General features: G+C 71.1%; 17 protein-coding genes. 12 read left to right on the top strand and 5 right to left on the bottom strand.

Annotated features, from left to right (window positions below):
* Window positions 1–18 precede the first annotated feature (18 nt).
* From ccmC to EFJ44_RS03430, 5 genes are read left to right on the top strand one after another with little or no spacing between them, the layout of a single operon-like run.
* Window positions 19–741 (top strand): heme ABC transporter permease CcmC, encoded by a 723-nt coding sequence (gene ccmC, locus EFJ44_RS03410; protein ID WP_125255762.1) that lies wholly within the window; start codon window positions 19–21, stop codon window positions 739–741.
* Entirely contained in the window at window positions 738–887 is a 150-nt protein-coding gene (gene ccmD, locus EFJ44_RS03415; RefSeq protein ID WP_125255763.1) for a heme exporter protein CcmD, read from the top strand. Before ccmC ends, ccmD begins: the two co-directional genes overlap by 4 nt.
* A complete protein-coding gene (locus tag EFJ44_RS03420) occupies window positions 884–1,435 on the top strand; it encodes a DsbE family thiol:disulfide interchange protein (protein ID WP_125255764.1) in 552 nt (183 codons plus the stop codon). Before ccmD ends, EFJ44_RS03420 begins: the two co-directional genes overlap by 4 nt.
* A 34-nt stretch (window positions 1,436–1,469) precedes the next feature.
* Window positions 1,470–1,706, top strand: a complete 237-nt coding sequence (locus EFJ44_RS03425; protein ID WP_125255765.1) for a hypothetical protein — start codon at window positions 1,470–1,472, stop codon at window positions 1,704–1,706.
* Between the two features lie 40 nt (window positions 1,707–1,746).
* Entirely contained in the window at window positions 1,747–2,511 is a 765-nt protein-coding gene (locus tag EFJ44_RS03430; protein ID WP_125255766.1) for a LytTR family DNA-binding domain-containing protein, read from the top strand.
* Between the two features lie 3 nt (window positions 2,512–2,514).
* Here the strand turns inward: EFJ44_RS03430 and EFJ44_RS03435 are convergent, their stop codons facing one another.
* The 3 genes from EFJ44_RS03435 to EFJ44_RS03445 form a co-directional block, all read right to left on the bottom strand.
* Window positions 2,515–3,978: a carotenoid oxygenase family protein gene (locus tag EFJ44_RS03435; protein WP_241209661.1), complete on the bottom strand. Its 1,464-nt coding sequence runs from the start codon at window positions 3,976–3,978 to the stop codon at window positions 2,515–2,517.
* The gene (locus EFJ44_RS03440; RefSeq protein WP_125255768.1) at window positions 3,978–4,394 is read right to left on the bottom strand and encodes a DUF2141 domain-containing protein; all 417 of its coding nucleotides are present in this window, start codon (window positions 4,392–4,394) and stop codon (window positions 3,978–3,980) included. The genes EFJ44_RS03435 and EFJ44_RS03440 overlap by 1 nt, the downstream gene beginning before the upstream one ends.
* A 153-nt stretch (window positions 4,395–4,547) precedes the next feature.
* Entirely contained in the window at window positions 4,548–4,946 is a 399-nt protein-coding gene (locus EFJ44_RS03445) for a metallopeptidase family protein (RefSeq protein ID WP_125255769.1), read from the bottom strand.
* A 141-nt stretch (window positions 4,947–5,087) separates the two neighbouring features.
* Between EFJ44_RS03445 and EFJ44_RS03450 the strand changes: the two genes are divergently transcribed.
* From EFJ44_RS03450 to EFJ44_RS03480, 7 genes are all read left to right on the top strand, one after another.
* Window positions 5,088–7,391, top strand: a complete 2,304-nt coding sequence (locus EFJ44_RS03450; RefSeq protein WP_125255770.1) for a PAS domain-containing sensor histidine kinase — start codon at window positions 5,088–5,090, stop codon at window positions 7,389–7,391.
* Between the two features lie 58 nt (window positions 7,392–7,449).
* On the top strand, window positions 7,450–8,502 hold the full coding sequence (locus EFJ44_RS03455; protein WP_125255771.1) for an NAD(P)-dependent alcohol dehydrogenase: 1,053 nt from the start codon (window positions 7,450–7,452) through the stop codon (window positions 8,500–8,502).
* A gap of 46 nt (window positions 8,503–8,548) precedes the next feature.
* Complete coding sequence (locus EFJ44_RS03460) at window positions 8,549–9,400, top strand: HAD family hydrolase (RefSeq protein ID WP_125255772.1); 852 nt, start codon at window positions 8,549–8,551, stop codon at window positions 9,398–9,400.
* Between the two features lie 64 nt (window positions 9,401–9,464).
* Window positions 9,465–10,760 carry a homogentisate 1,2-dioxygenase gene (gene hmgA, locus EFJ44_RS03465; protein ID WP_164511831.1) on the top strand — a complete coding sequence of 432 codons (1,296 nt, stop codon included), beginning with the start codon at window positions 9,465–9,467 and terminating at the stop codon, window positions 10,758–10,760.
* A 1-nt stretch (window position 10,761) separates the two neighbouring features.
* Entirely contained in the window at window positions 10,762–11,130 is a 369-nt protein-coding gene (locus tag EFJ44_RS03470; RefSeq protein WP_125255773.1) for a hypothetical protein, read from the top strand.
* Between the two features lie 27 nt (window positions 11,131–11,157).
* Window positions 11,158–11,505: a hypothetical protein gene (locus EFJ44_RS03475; protein ID WP_125255774.1), complete on the top strand. Its 348-nt coding sequence runs from the start codon at window positions 11,158–11,160 to the stop codon at window positions 11,503–11,505.
* Window positions 11,506–11,554: 49 nt separating this feature from the next.
* Entirely contained in the window at window positions 11,555–12,349 is a 795-nt protein-coding gene (locus EFJ44_RS03480; protein WP_125255775.1) for a DUF1295 domain-containing protein, read from the top strand.
* A gap of 86 nt (window positions 12,350–12,435) precedes the next feature.
* Here EFJ44_RS03480 and EFJ44_RS03485 read toward each other — a convergent pair whose 3' ends face one another.
* Window positions 12,436–12,696 carry a hypothetical protein gene (locus EFJ44_RS03485; RefSeq protein ID WP_125255776.1) on the bottom strand — a complete coding sequence of 87 codons (261 nt, stop codon included), beginning with the start codon at window positions 12,694–12,696 and terminating at the stop codon, window positions 12,436–12,438.
* Between the two features lie 88 nt (window positions 12,697–12,784).
* Window positions 12,785–13,759, bottom strand: coding sequence for a glucokinase (glk, locus tag EFJ44_RS03490; RefSeq protein ID WP_125255777.1), 975 nt, complete (start codon window positions 13,757–13,759; stop codon window positions 12,785–12,787).
* Window position 13,760 lies beyond the last annotated feature (1 nt).

Genomic DNA, 13,760 nt, shown 5'->3' on the forward strand with positions numbered 1-13,760 from the left:
AGGGGTAGAGCGCGCGCCATGTTCGGTCTGGCCAATCCCGAGCGCTTCATGCGCTTCTCGGCGCCGCTGGTCGGGCCGCTGTGGATCGCGGCCGGCCTGCTGCTGGCCGCGGGGAGCTGGCTCTCCCTGACGGCGCCGCCCGACTACCAGCAGGGCGACAGCGTGCGGATCATGTTCGTGCACGTGCCGGCCGCCTCCATGGGACTCATGGCCTATGCCGCGCTGGGCGTCAGCTGCCTGTTCTCGCTGGTGTGGCGTCATCCTCTGGCGGACGCCGCGGCGCGCGCCGCCGCCGTGCCGGGCGCCGCCCTGACCGGTCTGGCGCTGATCACCGGCGCGATCTGGGGCAAGCCGATGTGGGGCGTCTGGTGGACCTGGGGCGACGCGCGGCTGGTGTCGGTGCTGGTGCTGTTCCTGTTCTATCTGGCCTGGCTGGCGCTGAGGGCCGCGATCGAGGACGAGAGCAAGGCCGCGCGCGCCGCCGCGGTGCTGGGGCTGGTCGGCCTGATCAATCTGCCGATCGTGAAGTTCTCGGTCGACTGGTGGAACACCCTGCACCAGCCCGCCAGCCTGCTGCGCGCCGACGGGCCGTCGATGACGGCGGCCTATCTCACGCCCTTGCTGACCATGATGGCCGCCTACGCCGTGCTGTTCGCCGCCGTGTGGATCACGGGCGTCCGCACCGAGGTGATGGGCCGTCGCCTGCGGACCCTGCGCGCCCGCCGGGCGATGGAGGCATGATGCCGGAAGTCGCCCGCAGCTACGTCGAATACGTCGCAGCCGCCTGGGGGATCAGCGCGGTCGTGCTGGTCGTGGTCGCCGGACGGGCGCTCGTGGCCGCGCGGCAAGTGCGCGCCCGGCTGAAAGAACTGGAGGACGGCGAATGAGTCGCTGGCTGGCGTTCGCGCCCCTCGTGGTGCTGGCTCTGCTGGCGGCCCTGTTCATCGGCTGGTCGCTGAAGCGCGATCCGGACGTGAAGCCCGCCGCCCTCGTCGGCCGGCCGGTGCCCGAGACGGTGCTCCCCATGCTGGCGGCGGACGGCACGGGCGCCGTGCTGGACCTGAAGACCGCCGGGCGCGGGCGCCCGATGCTGATCAACGTCTTCGCCAGCTGGTGCGCGCCGTGCCGTGTCGAGCATCCGAAGCTGCTGGCGCTGAAGGAACAGGGCGTCACCGTGATCGGCGTCGCCTACAAGGACCGGCCGGAAGACACGCGCGCCTTCCTGACCGAGCTGGGCGATCCGTTCGCCTTCGTGCTGGTCGATGCGGACGGGCAGGCGGGGCTGGATCTGGGCATCACGGGCGCGCCCGAGACCTTCGCGGTCAACGCCATGGGCACGGTCACGGCCAAGCATTCCGGTGCCCTGATCGACGACGCCGACGTGGCGCGGCTGGTCGAGGCCATGCAGCACGTCGGGCCGCGCGAGCCGCGTTAACCGTTCCGCGACGGATTTCGTTAACCCTGAGGCCATGACCGCCATCGGCCCCGGCTTCGCCCCCGTCGTCACGCCCGCCCAGACCGGCGCCAGCCCCGGCGCCCGCGCGGCCCAGGCGGCCTTCTTCCGCGCCGCCATGGCGGCCGCCCAGAACATTCAGCCCGTCGCGCCCGTGGCCGCCCCCGCGCCGCAGGTCTGCGCCGCGCCGGTGGAAGAGACGGCCGAGGCGCGGCCGACGCGACCCGGCGCCCTGCTGGACATCCGCGTCTGACGCCTTCGCAAGACGCGCGGATCGTGGTTTCAGTCCGGCCATGACGACGCCCGCCCGATCCCCGTTCGTGACACCGGAGATGCTGCGCGGCGTGGCCGTGGCGGCGCTGGGCGGAGTGGTTCTGGCCCTGACCGGCGCCTTCCAGACCCATCATGCCCCGCTGTGGCTGCGGCTGGCCTACTGGATCTTCGTGATGATCACCGGCGGTGTGTGGGCGCACCTGGTTTCCCGCCCCGTCGAGCGGCGCATCGACATGTACGAGCGGCCCTGGCTGATGGTGGCGGCGCTGACCGCGCTCATCACCCTGCCGATGACGGCCTGGGTCTGGGCGGTGACCGGACCGGTGCTGCACGGGCACATGATGCCCGTCGAGGCCCTGCCGCACCTGTTCGTGCCGGTGCTGACGGTGACCGCCGCCTTCAGCGCCCTGAACGTCTTCCTGGGGCGGGGCAAGCCGGTGCAGACGCATGCCGGTCCGGTGGACGCCGGTCCGGCCCGTTTCCTCGACCGTCTGCCGCCGAAGCTGCGGGGCGCGCGGCTGATCGCGGTGCAGGCCGAGGATCACTATCTGCGCCTCCACACCGACCGCGGCTCCGACCTGATCCTGATGCGGCTGTCCGACGCCGTCGCCGAGCTGGAGGGGCTGGAGGGCGCCCAGACCCACCGCAGCTGGTGGGTCGCCCGCGACGCGGTGCGCGACGTCGACCGCGGCGACGGCCGGGCCAGCCTGACGCTGGACGGCCCCCTGATCGCCCCCGTCAGCCGGCGCCACGCCAAGGCGTTGCGCGCCGCCGGCTGGTGGTGAGCGTCACCCCTTCCACGTCCCGTGGAAGCCCGCCGGCAGCGCCACGTCGCCCCGCCAGCTGACGACGGGGCCGTCCGACACGCGGGCGGCATCGAGCACGTGCAGTTCGGTCCGCGCCGCGGCCAGGTTGATGGACGGCACGACCAGCCACGCGTCGCGCTCGGCCGTCCGTCCCGGTTTGGGCACGAACAGCGCCTCTTCCATCACATGGCCGTCGCCGAAGTCGAAGACGTCCGATCGGCCCGAATTCCAGTCGCGCACCGCCAGACCGGTGGCCAGCGGACGGTCGCCGCGTTCGCCGGTGACGTGGACGGTCAGCGACCGGCGCAGGCCGCGCCGGCGCGGATCGGCGCTGACGAACTCGGCGGTGACGTCCGTCCGCTCGAAGCCGGCGCGGCCGTCGGGACGCAGGGTCACCATGGACAGAAGGCTGGGAGCGCCGGGGACGCGACCCTTGCCCTCGACCAGAACGCGCGCGCCGTCGACCCCGAACTGCACGTCCTCGCCGGCCGGCACGTCGAAGCGGATCGTGCCGTCCGCCTCCTCCCAGGCGTCGCCCAGATGGAAGTGGCTGAAGGGCGGCAACTCGTACGTCCGCGTCGTCGACAGGTCGCCCTTGTCCACGACGGCGACCAGGGTCCCCATCTCAGGTCGCCAGTCCAGGCGGGCCGAGAACGGCATGGTGTTTCGCGCGAAAACCCACGGCTGCAGCACGAAGACCAGATGGCGGTCGGTGGCGGTGAAGTCGTGCATGTAGCTGGCGCGGGGCAGCTTCAGCATCCGCCCGTCGATCAGCCCGCCGTCGGGGCGGAGCGCCCAGATCACGGCCATGTCGCCGTTCGTTCCGACGTTCCAGATCGTGCCGTCGGGGTCCACGCGGGGGTGGGCCTGGAACGGCATGCCCTTGAGGTCGTCGCGCAGGGTCACGAACCCCTCGGTGGCCAGGGTGGCGCCGTCCATGGCCATGGGGGAGCCGCCCTCCCACAGGGCCCAGACCTTGTCGCCGACGGCCATCACCGCGGTGTTGGCCGCATTGGCGTCGTCGTTGGATCCGACCTTCGCCCGCGCGTCGCCGACGGTCCCGAAGCCCGGCGTGACCATGGCGTCCAGCTCGCTTTCCCAGCGGCGCTTGGGCGTGTCGGCGAAGCGGGCCTCCATCGTCGCGGCGCCGTCCGACACCCGGAAGGCGCGCATCAGGCCGTCGCCGTCGAACCAGTGGGTGACGCTGCCGCCGGGGCGGCGGAACTTCGCCGGGCCGTTGCGGAACAGCGTGCCCTCCAGCCCCGCCGGCGCGCGGCCGTGGAGACGGGTCATGGCATGGCGCGACACGTCGGCCTCGACGTCGCGGGTGGCCAGGCTCCAGTCGTGGGCGACGCGGTCCAGCACGGCGGCCCGCACCAACTCGGGCGTGGCGACCGCGGCCGACAGGGCGGCGCAGCCGGTGAGGAAGGAACGGCGGCTGGTCATCACTTCAGCTCGATGGCTTGGGTGACCGCGCCCTCGACGCGGAAGGCGGCGCGATCCCAGCCGGCAGGCCCCATGTTGCCGACCGCGTTGTTGGAGAAGGCGTACGGTTCCGTCGGCATGCCGAACGGGTTGACGTTCATCTCGCCGTCGCCGTTCACGTCGTGGAACGACCGCATGGCGTAGTCGCCGGCCGGCAGGTTCTCGAAGGTCACCACGGCGCCGTGGGCGCCCACCGGCGCCTGCTTCGTCGCCACGGGCGCGCCGCCGCCATAGGCCTCGGCGGAGTCGAACAGGGCGACCATCACGGCCCCTTCGGCGCGGGCCGTTTCGAACTCGAACGTGATCTTGCCGGGGTCCTGGGCCACGGCGGCGGTCGGGGCGGCGAGCAGCAGGGCGGCGGCGATCAGGGTCTTCATGGCGTGTCCTTCCGTGAGCGGCGCCGGGGCGGCGTCCGTCGATGGAGAAACCCTGCCGACGACCCGGGCGGCCCGCCACGGGACATGCGTCGCCGACCGCCCGGATTTCGCGGACGACCGCGTCCGGCCGTTCGCGCTTCGCCAATGACCGCGTCAGTCGGCCTCGATCGTGTCGATGTCGTCGTCGGTGAGGCCGAAGTGGTGGCCGATCTCGTGGATCAGGACATGGGCGACCATCTCGCCCAGCGTGACCTCCCCATGCTCGGCCCACTCGTCGAGGATCGGGCGGCGATACAGGAAGATGCGCGAGGGCTCCGCCGCCGGCCCCATGGAGTCGCGGGCGCCGAGGTCGACTCCGAAATACAGGCCCGTCAGCTCGAACGGGTCCTCCATGTCCATCATCTTCAGCGTCTCGTCGTCCGCGAAGTCGTCGACGCGGATCACCACGTCGCCCGCCAGCCCCTTGAAAGGCTGGGGCAGGGCGTCGAACGCCGCGCGCGCCAGCGCGGCGAAGTCGTCGAGTGAGGGCGCGGCGGCGTGCTTCCAGTCCATGCCGGGAAGTTAGCGGCCTGCGGGGGTGGACGGTAGGGAGGGGCGACCTGCGCCGTGCCACGCTGCCCCCGCCCCTAATGCCTAACCCTTCCCCCTGCGGTATGGTTACCGAATCAGGACGCCGGGAGCTGATCGAGGGGCATGGCCGACGCCGACATGGCCTATTGGGCGACCGCGGGGGCGGCCGGACTGGCGCTGGCCGTCGGGGCCTGGGCGTGGCGCTTCACCGGCCGGGCCCGCGCACGGCTGGACGGCCTCGCCCACGCCGTCGAGGCCGAGAAACGAAAGGGCGACCTTTGGCGGGCGGCGTTCGCCGCGGGGGGGGATCTGAGGCTTGGACCGTTGGGCGGCTTCGACGGACCTCGGCTTTATGGCTCCGAAGCCGTCGCGCAGGATCTGACCGGAGACCAGCGCCCCAGCGGTGAGGACGTGCTGGCCCGGCTGCGCGTGGAACTCGCCGGCGCCATCGACCTTCTCGAAGCGGAGGGACGGCCGTTCGACGCGCGCGTGGCCGCGGGGGAGAAGGCCTGGAGGGTCAGTGGCCACGTCGAGGCCGGTCAGGCCTGGCTGGCCGTGTCCGACGCCCCCGCCGCCCGGACGACCGACGGCGCCGCCGCGGGCTTCGTCGCGGAGGCTTCACCGGTGCCGACGTGGGCGCTGGACGGCGCAGGCCGGCTGGTCTGGGCCAACCGCGCCTGGCTGGAGACCGTCAAGGCGACCAGCGTCGAGGAGGCGGTGCGCCGCGAGATCAGCTTCGACCGTGGGGCCGACGCCCTGGCCATGGAGGCGGCACGGCTGGGTCAGCGCCAGGAGGGCTTCCGCTGGACCGCCGCCGACGGCCGCCGCCGCGCCTGGCGCATCGTGGCCGAACCGACGCCGGGTGGCGCGGCGACCGTCTATGCGCTGGAGGTGACCGAGGCGGAGGAGACCCGGGACACCCTGCGGCGTCACGTCGAGGCGCATGACGAGACGCTGAACCACCTGGCCGACGCCGTGGCCATCTTCGGGCCGTCCCGCCGACTGGCCTTCCACAACGTGGCCTTCCAGCAGCTGTTCGGCCTGGACCCGGCGTGGCTGGACGAACGGCCCACGCACGCCGAACTTCTGGACCGCCTCCGCCAGCGCCGCCTGCTGCCGGAGGTGGTGGACTATGCCGGCTGGAAGGCGGCGGAGCTGGACTTCTACGGCGCGGCCGAGGCGGGCCCGGACGACGGCTGGTCGCTGCCCGACGGCCGCACCCTGCGCGTGGTGCGCCAGCCGCACCCGCTGGGCGGCCTGCTGCTGCTCTTCACCGACATCACCGACGAACTGAAGCTGCGCAGCCGCTTCAACGCCCAGCTGCAGGTCCAGACCGCGACGCTGGACAAGCTGAACGACGCGGTGGCGGTGTTCGGATCGGACGGCCGGCTGCGGCTGCACAACGAGGCGTTCGAGAGCTTCTGGAAGCTGGGCGGGGACGAGCTGCGCGCCGCGTCGGACTTCGACGCCGTGGCCGAGCTGTGCCGGCGCGTGATGCCCGACCCCGGCCTGTGGCTGGGGCTGAAGGCGCGGATCGCCGACCCGGATCCCGAAAGCCGCGTGGCGGTGTCGGGCGAGGGGGCGACGGCGGACGGTCGGCTGGCGGCGTGGCAGACCCGGCCCCTGCCGGACGGGGCGACCCTCGTGGCCTTTTCCGACGTCACCGCGAGGCGTGGCCTGGAGCGGGCGCTGCAGGATCGCGAGGCGGCGCTGGAGGCCAGTCAGGCCCTCAAGCGCGAGTTCGTCGGCAGCGTTTCCTACGAACTGCGCACGCCGCTGACGACCATCGTCGGCTACTCGGAACTGCTGGAGATCGCCGGCGATCTGCCCGACCGGGCGCGACAGCACGCCGGCGCCATCCGCACCGCCGCGCAGCAGTTGGCGCGGTCGATCGACGACGTTCTGGACATGGCCCAGATCGACGCGGGCGAGATGGAGCTGGTCCATGCGGAGACGTCCATTCCGGTCTTGCTGGAGGATGCCGCAGAGCGTGTCCGGGCCAAGGTCGAGGGTCGCGGCGCGACGCTGGTGGTCGAGGTCGATCCCGGCGTCGGCGCCATCCAGGCCGACGGTCGTCGCGTGGCGCAGGCGCTGGATCATCTGCTGGAGAACGCGGCGCGCGCCGTCGCCGAAGGGGGGCAGGTGAGGCTGGAGGCGCGCGCGGGGCCGGACGAGGTGCGCCTGCGCGTGTCGGACACCGGGCGCGGCATCCCCTACCACCTGCAGGCCCACGTCTTCGACCGCTTCGTCCGGCGCGAGCGGGGCGGGCCCGGCGTCGGCCTGGCGCTGGTCAAGGCGCTGGTCGAGCTGCACGGCGGTTGGGCCGAGGTGGAGAGCGAGCCCGGCAAGGGCGCGACCTTCATCCTGCATCTGCCGCGCCGCGCCGCGGGCAAGGTGTCCGCTCCCGAACTGGAACTGCGGGCCTGACCCTCGCGGGACGGGGGCTCCGCGCCTATCTGCGCTTCACGTCGCGCAGGAGCTCTCCATGAAGACCATCGGTTACGCCGCCCAGTCCACCACCTCGCCGCTGGAGCCCTGGGCCTTCGAGCGCCGCGACCTGCGGCCCAACGATGTTCAGATGCGCATCGACTGGTGCGGCGTCTGCCACTCGGACCTGCATCAGGCGCGCAACGACTGGGGATGGTCGTCCTATCCGGTGGTGCCGGGGCACGAAATCGTCGGCGTGGTCACCGCCGTGGGCTCCGACGTCACGAAGTACCGCGAGGGCGACCGGGTCGCCGTCGGCTGTCTGGTCGACAGCTGCCAGCACTGCGACCAGTGCGAAAAGGGCGAGGAGCAGCTCTGCCGCGAGGGCAACACCCAGACCTACAACGGCCGCGACCGGATCACGGGCGAGCCGACCTATGGCGGCTATTCCAAGGACCTGGTGGTGCGCGAGGAGTTCGTGCTGCGCATGCCCGACGGCCTGGATCCCGCCCGGGCCGCGCCCCTGCTGTGCGCAGGCATCACGACCTGGTCGCCGCTTAAGACCTGGGGCGTGACGGAAGGCACGCGGGTCGGCGTCGTCGGGCTGGGCGGTCTGGGCCATATGGCGGTCAAGCTGGCCGTCGGCCTGGGCGCGCACGTCACCGTCATCAGCCGGTCGGCGGACAAGGCGGCCGACGCCGCGGAGCTGGGCGCGCACGCCCTGCTGGTTTCGTCGGACAAGGCGGCGATGAAGGCGGCGTCCGACAGTCTGGACCTGATCATCGACACCGTGCCGGTCGAGCACGACCTGAACCCCTATCTGCCGCTGCTGGACGTCGACGGCACCCTGGTGCTGGTGGGCCAGCTCGGGCCCATCCCGAACATGTCCAGCCTGCCGCTTCTGCTGGCGCGTCGCCGCGTCTCGGGATCGCCCATCGGCGGCATCAAGGAGACGCAGGAGATGCTCGATTTCTGCGCCGAGAAGGGCATCCTGCCCGACGTCGAGATGATCCGCATGGACGAGATCAACCACGCCTTCGAACGGCTGGAGAAGTCCGACGTGCGCTACCGCTTCGTCATCGACATGAGCACGCTGGACGCGGCGGCCTGATCGCCCGGTTTTGACAGCCGTCATGCGCGGGCCTAACGGCTCGCGCATGGCCCTGCTCAAGACAGCCCTGATCTACGACTTCGACGGAACGCTCGCGCGCGGCAACATGCAGGAGGTGACCTTCATCCCCTCCGTCGGCATGGGGATCGGCGACTTCTGGGGCGAGGCGGACCGGCTGACGCGCGAGGCCGACGGCGACAACATCCTCATGTACATGCAGCTGATGCTGCAGCGGGCGCGGGAGAACGGCGCGCCGATCACCAGGGCCACGCTGCGCGAGCACGGCCACGACGTGAAGCTGTTCGACGGGCTGAAGACCGACCTGACCGGTCAGGGGTGGTTCGACCGCATCAACGCCCTGGGCGCCGAGTGGGGCCTGGAGATCGAGCACTACATCGTCTCGGCGGGCCTGGAGGAGATGATCGAGGGCTGTCCGATCCGCGACGCCTTCACCCACGTGTTCGCCAGCCACTTCGCATATGACGCCGAGGGCGTGGCCGTCTGGCCGGCGGTTGGCGTGAACTACACCACCAAGACCCAGTACCTGTTCCGCATCAACAAGGGCGTGCTGAACCACTACGAGCATGAGGCGATCAACCGCTTCATGCCCGACGACGCGCGGCCGATCCCGTTCGAGCGGATGATCTTCCTGGGCGACGGCGACACCGACGTGCCGACCATGAAGATGATGCACACAAAGGGCGGCTTCTCGATCGCCGTCTACGACCCCCGCAACTCCGAACGGGACCAGCAGAAGATCTACTCGCTGATTTCGGAGGACCGCGTGAACTTCGTCGCGGCCGCCGACTATCGCGAGGGGCGGCCGCTGGACCTGATCGTCAAGGGTCTGCTGGGCCGCATCGCCATCACCGCCGGGACGATGCCGGCGGGAGTCTGATCGTCGCGCCCTTTCCGCGACGCCGCCCGGCGCGCTAAAGCTGGCGCACGGGAGAAAACGACGCATGACGACGCGAACCAACGCGCCCGCCTGGATGACCGGCTTCGGCAACCACTTCGCGACGGAAGCGGTCGCGGGCGCCCTGCCCGAAGGCCGAAACTCGCCGCAGCGGCACGCGCTTGGCCTGTACGCGGAGCAGCTGTCCGGCACGGCCTTCACCGCGCCGCGCACCGAGAACCGCCGGAGCTGGCTGTACCGCCTGCGGCCGTCGGCGCAGCATCCGGCCTATCGCCCGTTCGGGCAGGGCCGCGTCCGGTCGGGCCCCTTCACCGAGGCGCCGCCCAGCCCCAACCGCATGCGCTGGGACCCGCTGCCCCTGCCGTCCGAACCGACCGACTGGATCGAGGGGCTGGTCACCTATGGCGGCAACGGCGACCCGGAGGCGGGGGTCGGCACGGGCATCCATCTGTACGCCGCCAACCGGTCGATGACGGACCGCGTCTTCTACTGCGCCGACGGCGAGCTGCTGATCGTGCCGCAACACGGCGACCAGACCTTCGTCACCGAGATGGGCCGCATCGACGCCCTACCGGGCGAGATCGTGCTGATCCCGCGTGGGGTGCGCTTCCGGGTGGAATGCGGCGGGCCGATCCGCGGCTACGTCTGCGAGAACTACGGCGCGGCCTTCCGCCTGCCGGATCTGGGGCCGATCGGGTCCAACGGCCTGGCCAATCCGCGCGACTTCAGGACGCCGGTCGCCTGGTACGAGGACGTCGATCGCCCGACCGAGTGCGTGCAGAAGTTCGGCGGCCGACTCTGGGCCACGACCTTCGACCACAGCCCGCTGGACGTCGTCGGCTGGCATGGAAACTACGCCCCGTGCAAATGGGACACGGCGAACTTCAACACGATCGGCACGGTCAGCTTCGACCATCCGGACCCGTCGATCTTCACGGTGCTGACCAGCCCGTCGGACACGCCAGGCACGGCGAACTGCGACTTCGTGATCTTCCCGCCGCGCTGGATGGTCGCCGAGGACACCTTCCGCCCACCGTGGTTCCACCGGAACGTCATGAGCGAGTTCATGGGGCTGGTGTTCGGCGAGTACGACGCCAAGGAGGGCGGCTTCGCTCCCGGCGGCGCCAGCCTGCACAACTGCATGAGCGGACATGGCCCGGATCAGGCCAGCTACGACAAGGCGGTGAAGGCCGATCTCAAGCCGGTGAAGATCGAGGACACCCTGGCCTTCATGTTCGAGACGCGCATGCCGATCCGCACCACGGAATGGGCGCAATCCAGCCCGACGATGCAGCTGGACTATGACGACGTCTGGACCGGTTTCGACAAGGGAAGCGTCTGACATGAAGCTCGCCGCCGCGGCCGCATTCGCCTTGATCCTCGGCGCCTGCCAGCCCGTGCCGCCGGCGGAGGGGCCCTCCGCCGAGCGTCCCGAGGTTCCGACCACGGCAGAGGCCTGCCGCGCCGCGGGAGGAAGCTGGGGCCGGCAGGGTCTGCTTGGGACCGAGCAGTGCGTGATGCCAATGCCCGACGCGGGCAAGGTCTGCCGCGACGGCGACGACTGCGTCGGCGATTGCCGCGGGGATCCGGAAGCCGGGGGCGCCGCCCCCGGCGACCCCATGACCGGGAAGTGCCAGGCCACCACCAGCCCGTTCGGGTGCTACACCCGGGTCGAGAACGGCAGGGCCGAGGGCATGCTGTGCGTCGACTGACGCGATGATCCGAAGGAGAGGGCCGCGATGCGCTTCCTGCTGACCGCGACGGCTTCGCTGGCGATGCTCGCCGCCGGCGCCTGCACCCCGTCGATGACGCCGCAGCAGCTGGCCGAGCGCGACTGCGCCGCGCAGGGCGGGCAGATGCAGCGGGTGGGGCGGGCGCAGACGCTGCAGTGCGTGATCGCCTATCCCGACGCCGGCAAAACCTGTCGCGACGGCGACGACTGTCTGGGAGACTGCCGCGTGCCGGGCGGGGTGATCGTCGAGGACGGCCGGCCTGTCGCCGGCCAATGCGCCGCCACCAGCGACCGCTTCGGCTGTTACACCCGCGTGGAGGACGGCCGGGCGACGGCGGCGATCTGCGTCGATTGATCGGCGGGCACGGCGCATCCGGAAGCGTCGCCGTGGCGTTTCTTGAGGCATGACCGACGTCCTGATCCTGCTCGCCCTGAACCTGGCCTTGGTGGTGGGCGCCATGGCCGCTCTGTGGCTGGTCGCGTTGCGGCTGAAGGACGTCAGCTTCATCGACGCGGTCTGGCCCATGGCGATGCTCCTGCTGGCGCTGGCGACCTGGCCGCGCACCGACGGCGACGCGACCCGCAAGCTGCTTCTGGTCGGCCTCTGCGCCGCCTGGGCCCTGCGGCTGGGCGGGCATCTGTTCATCCGCTGGCGGGGCCATGGCGAGGACCGGCGCTACAAGACCCTTCTTCAAGGACGGGCGGAAGCGGGCTTCGGCTTCGCGTCGGCGTCCCTGCTGTTCGTCTTCCTGCCCCAGGGCGCCTTCGCGTGGCTGAACAGTCTGCCGGTCCAGCTGGGTCAGGTGGACGCGACGCCCGCGGTCGGATGGATCGGTTGGGCCGGAGTGGCGCTGGCCGTGTTCGGCATCGTCTTCGAGGCCGTGGCCGACGCCCAGCTGGCCGCCTTCCGCAAGGATCCGGCGAACAAGGGCCAGGTGATGGACCGGGGCCTGTGGAACTGGTCGCGGCACCCCAACTACTTCGGCGAAGCCTGCGCCTGGTGGGGCCTGTTTCTACTGGCGGCGGAGACGACGACCGGACTCTGGTCCGTCGCCGGGCCGATGTTCCTGACCTTCACCCTGACGAAGTGGTCCGGCATCGGCCTGACGGAGAAGGGCATGAGCGACGGCCGCCCGGGCTATGCCGGGTATGTTCGGCGGACGTCGGCCTTCATCCCCCTGCCGCCCGGGAAGGCCTGAATCCAAAGAGAAGCCCCCGCCGCTTGCGCGACGGGGGCCAGATCCTCCGATCCGTTTCCGGGGGTCATGACGCCCCGGAGCCGGGATCACATGGCCTTGTCGGCCGTGGTCGGCGAGGTGTTCGGGGTGTTCTCGGTGGTCGCGCCGCCGTCGGCGTTGCCGGCCTGCTGCTCGATCATGTCGGCCTTTTCGTTCAGGGCCTGTTCCTGGGCTTCGGTCGGAGCGGCCGCGGCCTGCTCTTCCAGGGCGTCGGCCTGCTTTTCAGCGGCGGCGTCCTGCGGGCTTTCGCAGGCGGCCAGACCGGCCAGGGCGAAGGTGGCGGCGGCGGCGACGATCAGTTTACGCATAGTGGGATGCTCCCTTCCACAGTGGAGCCTGTTGAATGCATTCACCCGCCAAGGGTTCACGCCTCCGTGAGAATTTCTGTGAGTTCCTTCACGTCCGGGCGAAGGCGACCCGCGCCGCGCCTAGCAGCGCCGCGTGCTCGTGCGTGATGACCCGGGTCGGAATGGCCCTCATGTAGTCGGTGAACCTGCCCTTGCGCTCGAAGCGCTCGCGGAAGGGGCTGACCTGCAGAAAGGGCAGGATCCGCTGGGCGATGCCGCCGCCGACGTAGACCCCGCCACGGGCGCCGCAGGTGAGGGCGATGTCCCCCGCCACGGCGCCGAGGATGGCGCAGAACCGGGCCAGGGTGTGGCCGCATGGGCTGTCCGGATCGGCCAGGGCGTCGCGGGTGATTTCGGCGGGATCGTCGATGTGGGTTTCGCGTCCGTCGATCTCGGCCAGGGCGCGGTGCATGTTGAGCAGGCCGGGGCCGCAGATCAGCCGCTCGATGGAGACGCGGTCGTAGCGGCGGCGCAGAATGCGCAGGATCTCGTCCTCGACCGCGTCGCCGGGCGCGAAGCAGGCGTGGCCGCCCTCGCTGGGCATGGCCATCTCTCCGCCGCGGCCGTCCCGGACGAGGGCGGACATGCCGAAGCCGGTGCCGGGGCCCAGAACGGCCACGGTGGAGTCCGGGTCGCCCTCCACGGGCTCACCCAGCCAGGCGAGATCGGCGTCGGGGACCACGGGCGCGCCCCAGGCCAGGGCCTCGAAGTCGTTGATCAGCTTGATGGGATTCAGGCCCAATGTGGCCAGCTCCGCCTCCGACACGCGCCAGGGCGAGTTGGTCAGGTCTATGGTTCCGTCCGTCACGGGCCCGGCCACGGCGATGACGCCGCCCGTCGGCTTCTCCTCGCAGCCGTCGATGAAGGCCTTCACGCCGTCGAGGAAGGTCGGATGGTCGGCCCCCTTGAAGCTTTCGAAGTGCTCCAGCACCGGTCGCCCCTCGATCATGTGGGCCACCGCGAAGCGGGCGTTGGTGCCGCCGACGTCCCCGACCAGCAGGGTCCTGTCCCAGTGTATCGTCATG

Source organism: Brevundimonas fluminis, assembly GCF_003934285.1.
GTDB lineage: Bacteria > Pseudomonadota > Alphaproteobacteria > Caulobacterales > Caulobacteraceae > Brevundimonas > Brevundimonas fluminis.

Bases quoted from the DNA above. Each gene is read 5' to 3' on its own strand.
- ccmC (WP_125255762.1), top strand. From the start codon at position 19: ATGTTCGGTCTGGCCAATCCCGAGCGCTTCATGCGCTTCTCGGCGCCG.
- ccmD (WP_125255763.1), top strand. From the start codon at position 738: ATGATGCCGGAAGTCGCCCGCAGCTACGTCGAATACGTCGCAGCCGCC.
- EFJ44_RS03420 (WP_125255764.1), top strand. From the start codon at position 884: ATGAGTCGCTGGCTGGCGTTCGCGCCCCTCGTGGTGCTGGCTCTGCTG.
- EFJ44_RS03425 (WP_125255765.1), top strand. From the start codon at position 1,470: ATGACCGCCATCGGCCCCGGCTTCGCCCCCGTCGTCACGCCCGCCCAG.
- EFJ44_RS03430 (WP_125255766.1), top strand. From the start codon at position 1,747: ATGACGACGCCCGCCCGATCCCCGTTCGTGACACCGGAGATGCTGCGC.
- EFJ44_RS03435 (WP_241209661.1), bottom strand. From the start codon at position 3,978: ATGACCAGCCGCCGTTCCTTCCTCACCGGCTGCGCCGCCCTGTCGGCC.
- EFJ44_RS03440 (WP_125255768.1), bottom strand. From the start codon at position 4,394: ATGAAGACCCTGATCGCCGCCGCCCTGCTGCTCGCCGCCCCGACCGCC.
- EFJ44_RS03445 (WP_125255769.1), bottom strand. From the start codon at position 4,946: ATGGACTGGAAGCACGCCGCCGCGCCCTCACTCGACGACTTCGCCGCG.
- EFJ44_RS03450 (WP_125255770.1), top strand. From the start codon at position 5,088: ATGGCCGACGCCGACATGGCCTATTGGGCGACCGCGGGGGCGGCCGGA.
- EFJ44_RS03455 (WP_125255771.1), top strand. From the start codon at position 7,450: ATGAAGACCATCGGTTACGCCGCCCAGTCCACCACCTCGCCGCTGGAG.
- EFJ44_RS03460 (WP_125255772.1), top strand. From the start codon at position 8,549: ATGGCCCTGCTCAAGACAGCCCTGATCTACGACTTCGACGGAACGCTC.
- hmgA (WP_164511831.1), top strand. From the start codon at position 9,465: ATGACGACGCGAACCAACGCGCCCGCCTGGATGACCGGCTTCGGCAAC.
- EFJ44_RS03470 (WP_125255773.1), top strand. From the start codon at position 10,762: ATGAAGCTCGCCGCCGCGGCCGCATTCGCCTTGATCCTCGGCGCCTGC.
- EFJ44_RS03475 (WP_125255774.1), top strand. From the start codon at position 11,158: ATGCGCTTCCTGCTGACCGCGACGGCTTCGCTGGCGATGCTCGCCGCC.
- EFJ44_RS03480 (WP_125255775.1), top strand. From the start codon at position 11,555: ATGACCGACGTCCTGATCCTGCTCGCCCTGAACCTGGCCTTGGTGGTG.
- EFJ44_RS03485 (WP_125255776.1), bottom strand. From the start codon at position 12,696: ATGCGTAAACTGATCGTCGCCGCCGCCGCCACCTTCGCCCTGGCCGGT.
- glk (WP_125255777.1), bottom strand. From the start codon at position 13,759: ATGACGATACACTGGGACAGGACCCTGCTGGTCGGGGACGTCGGCGGC.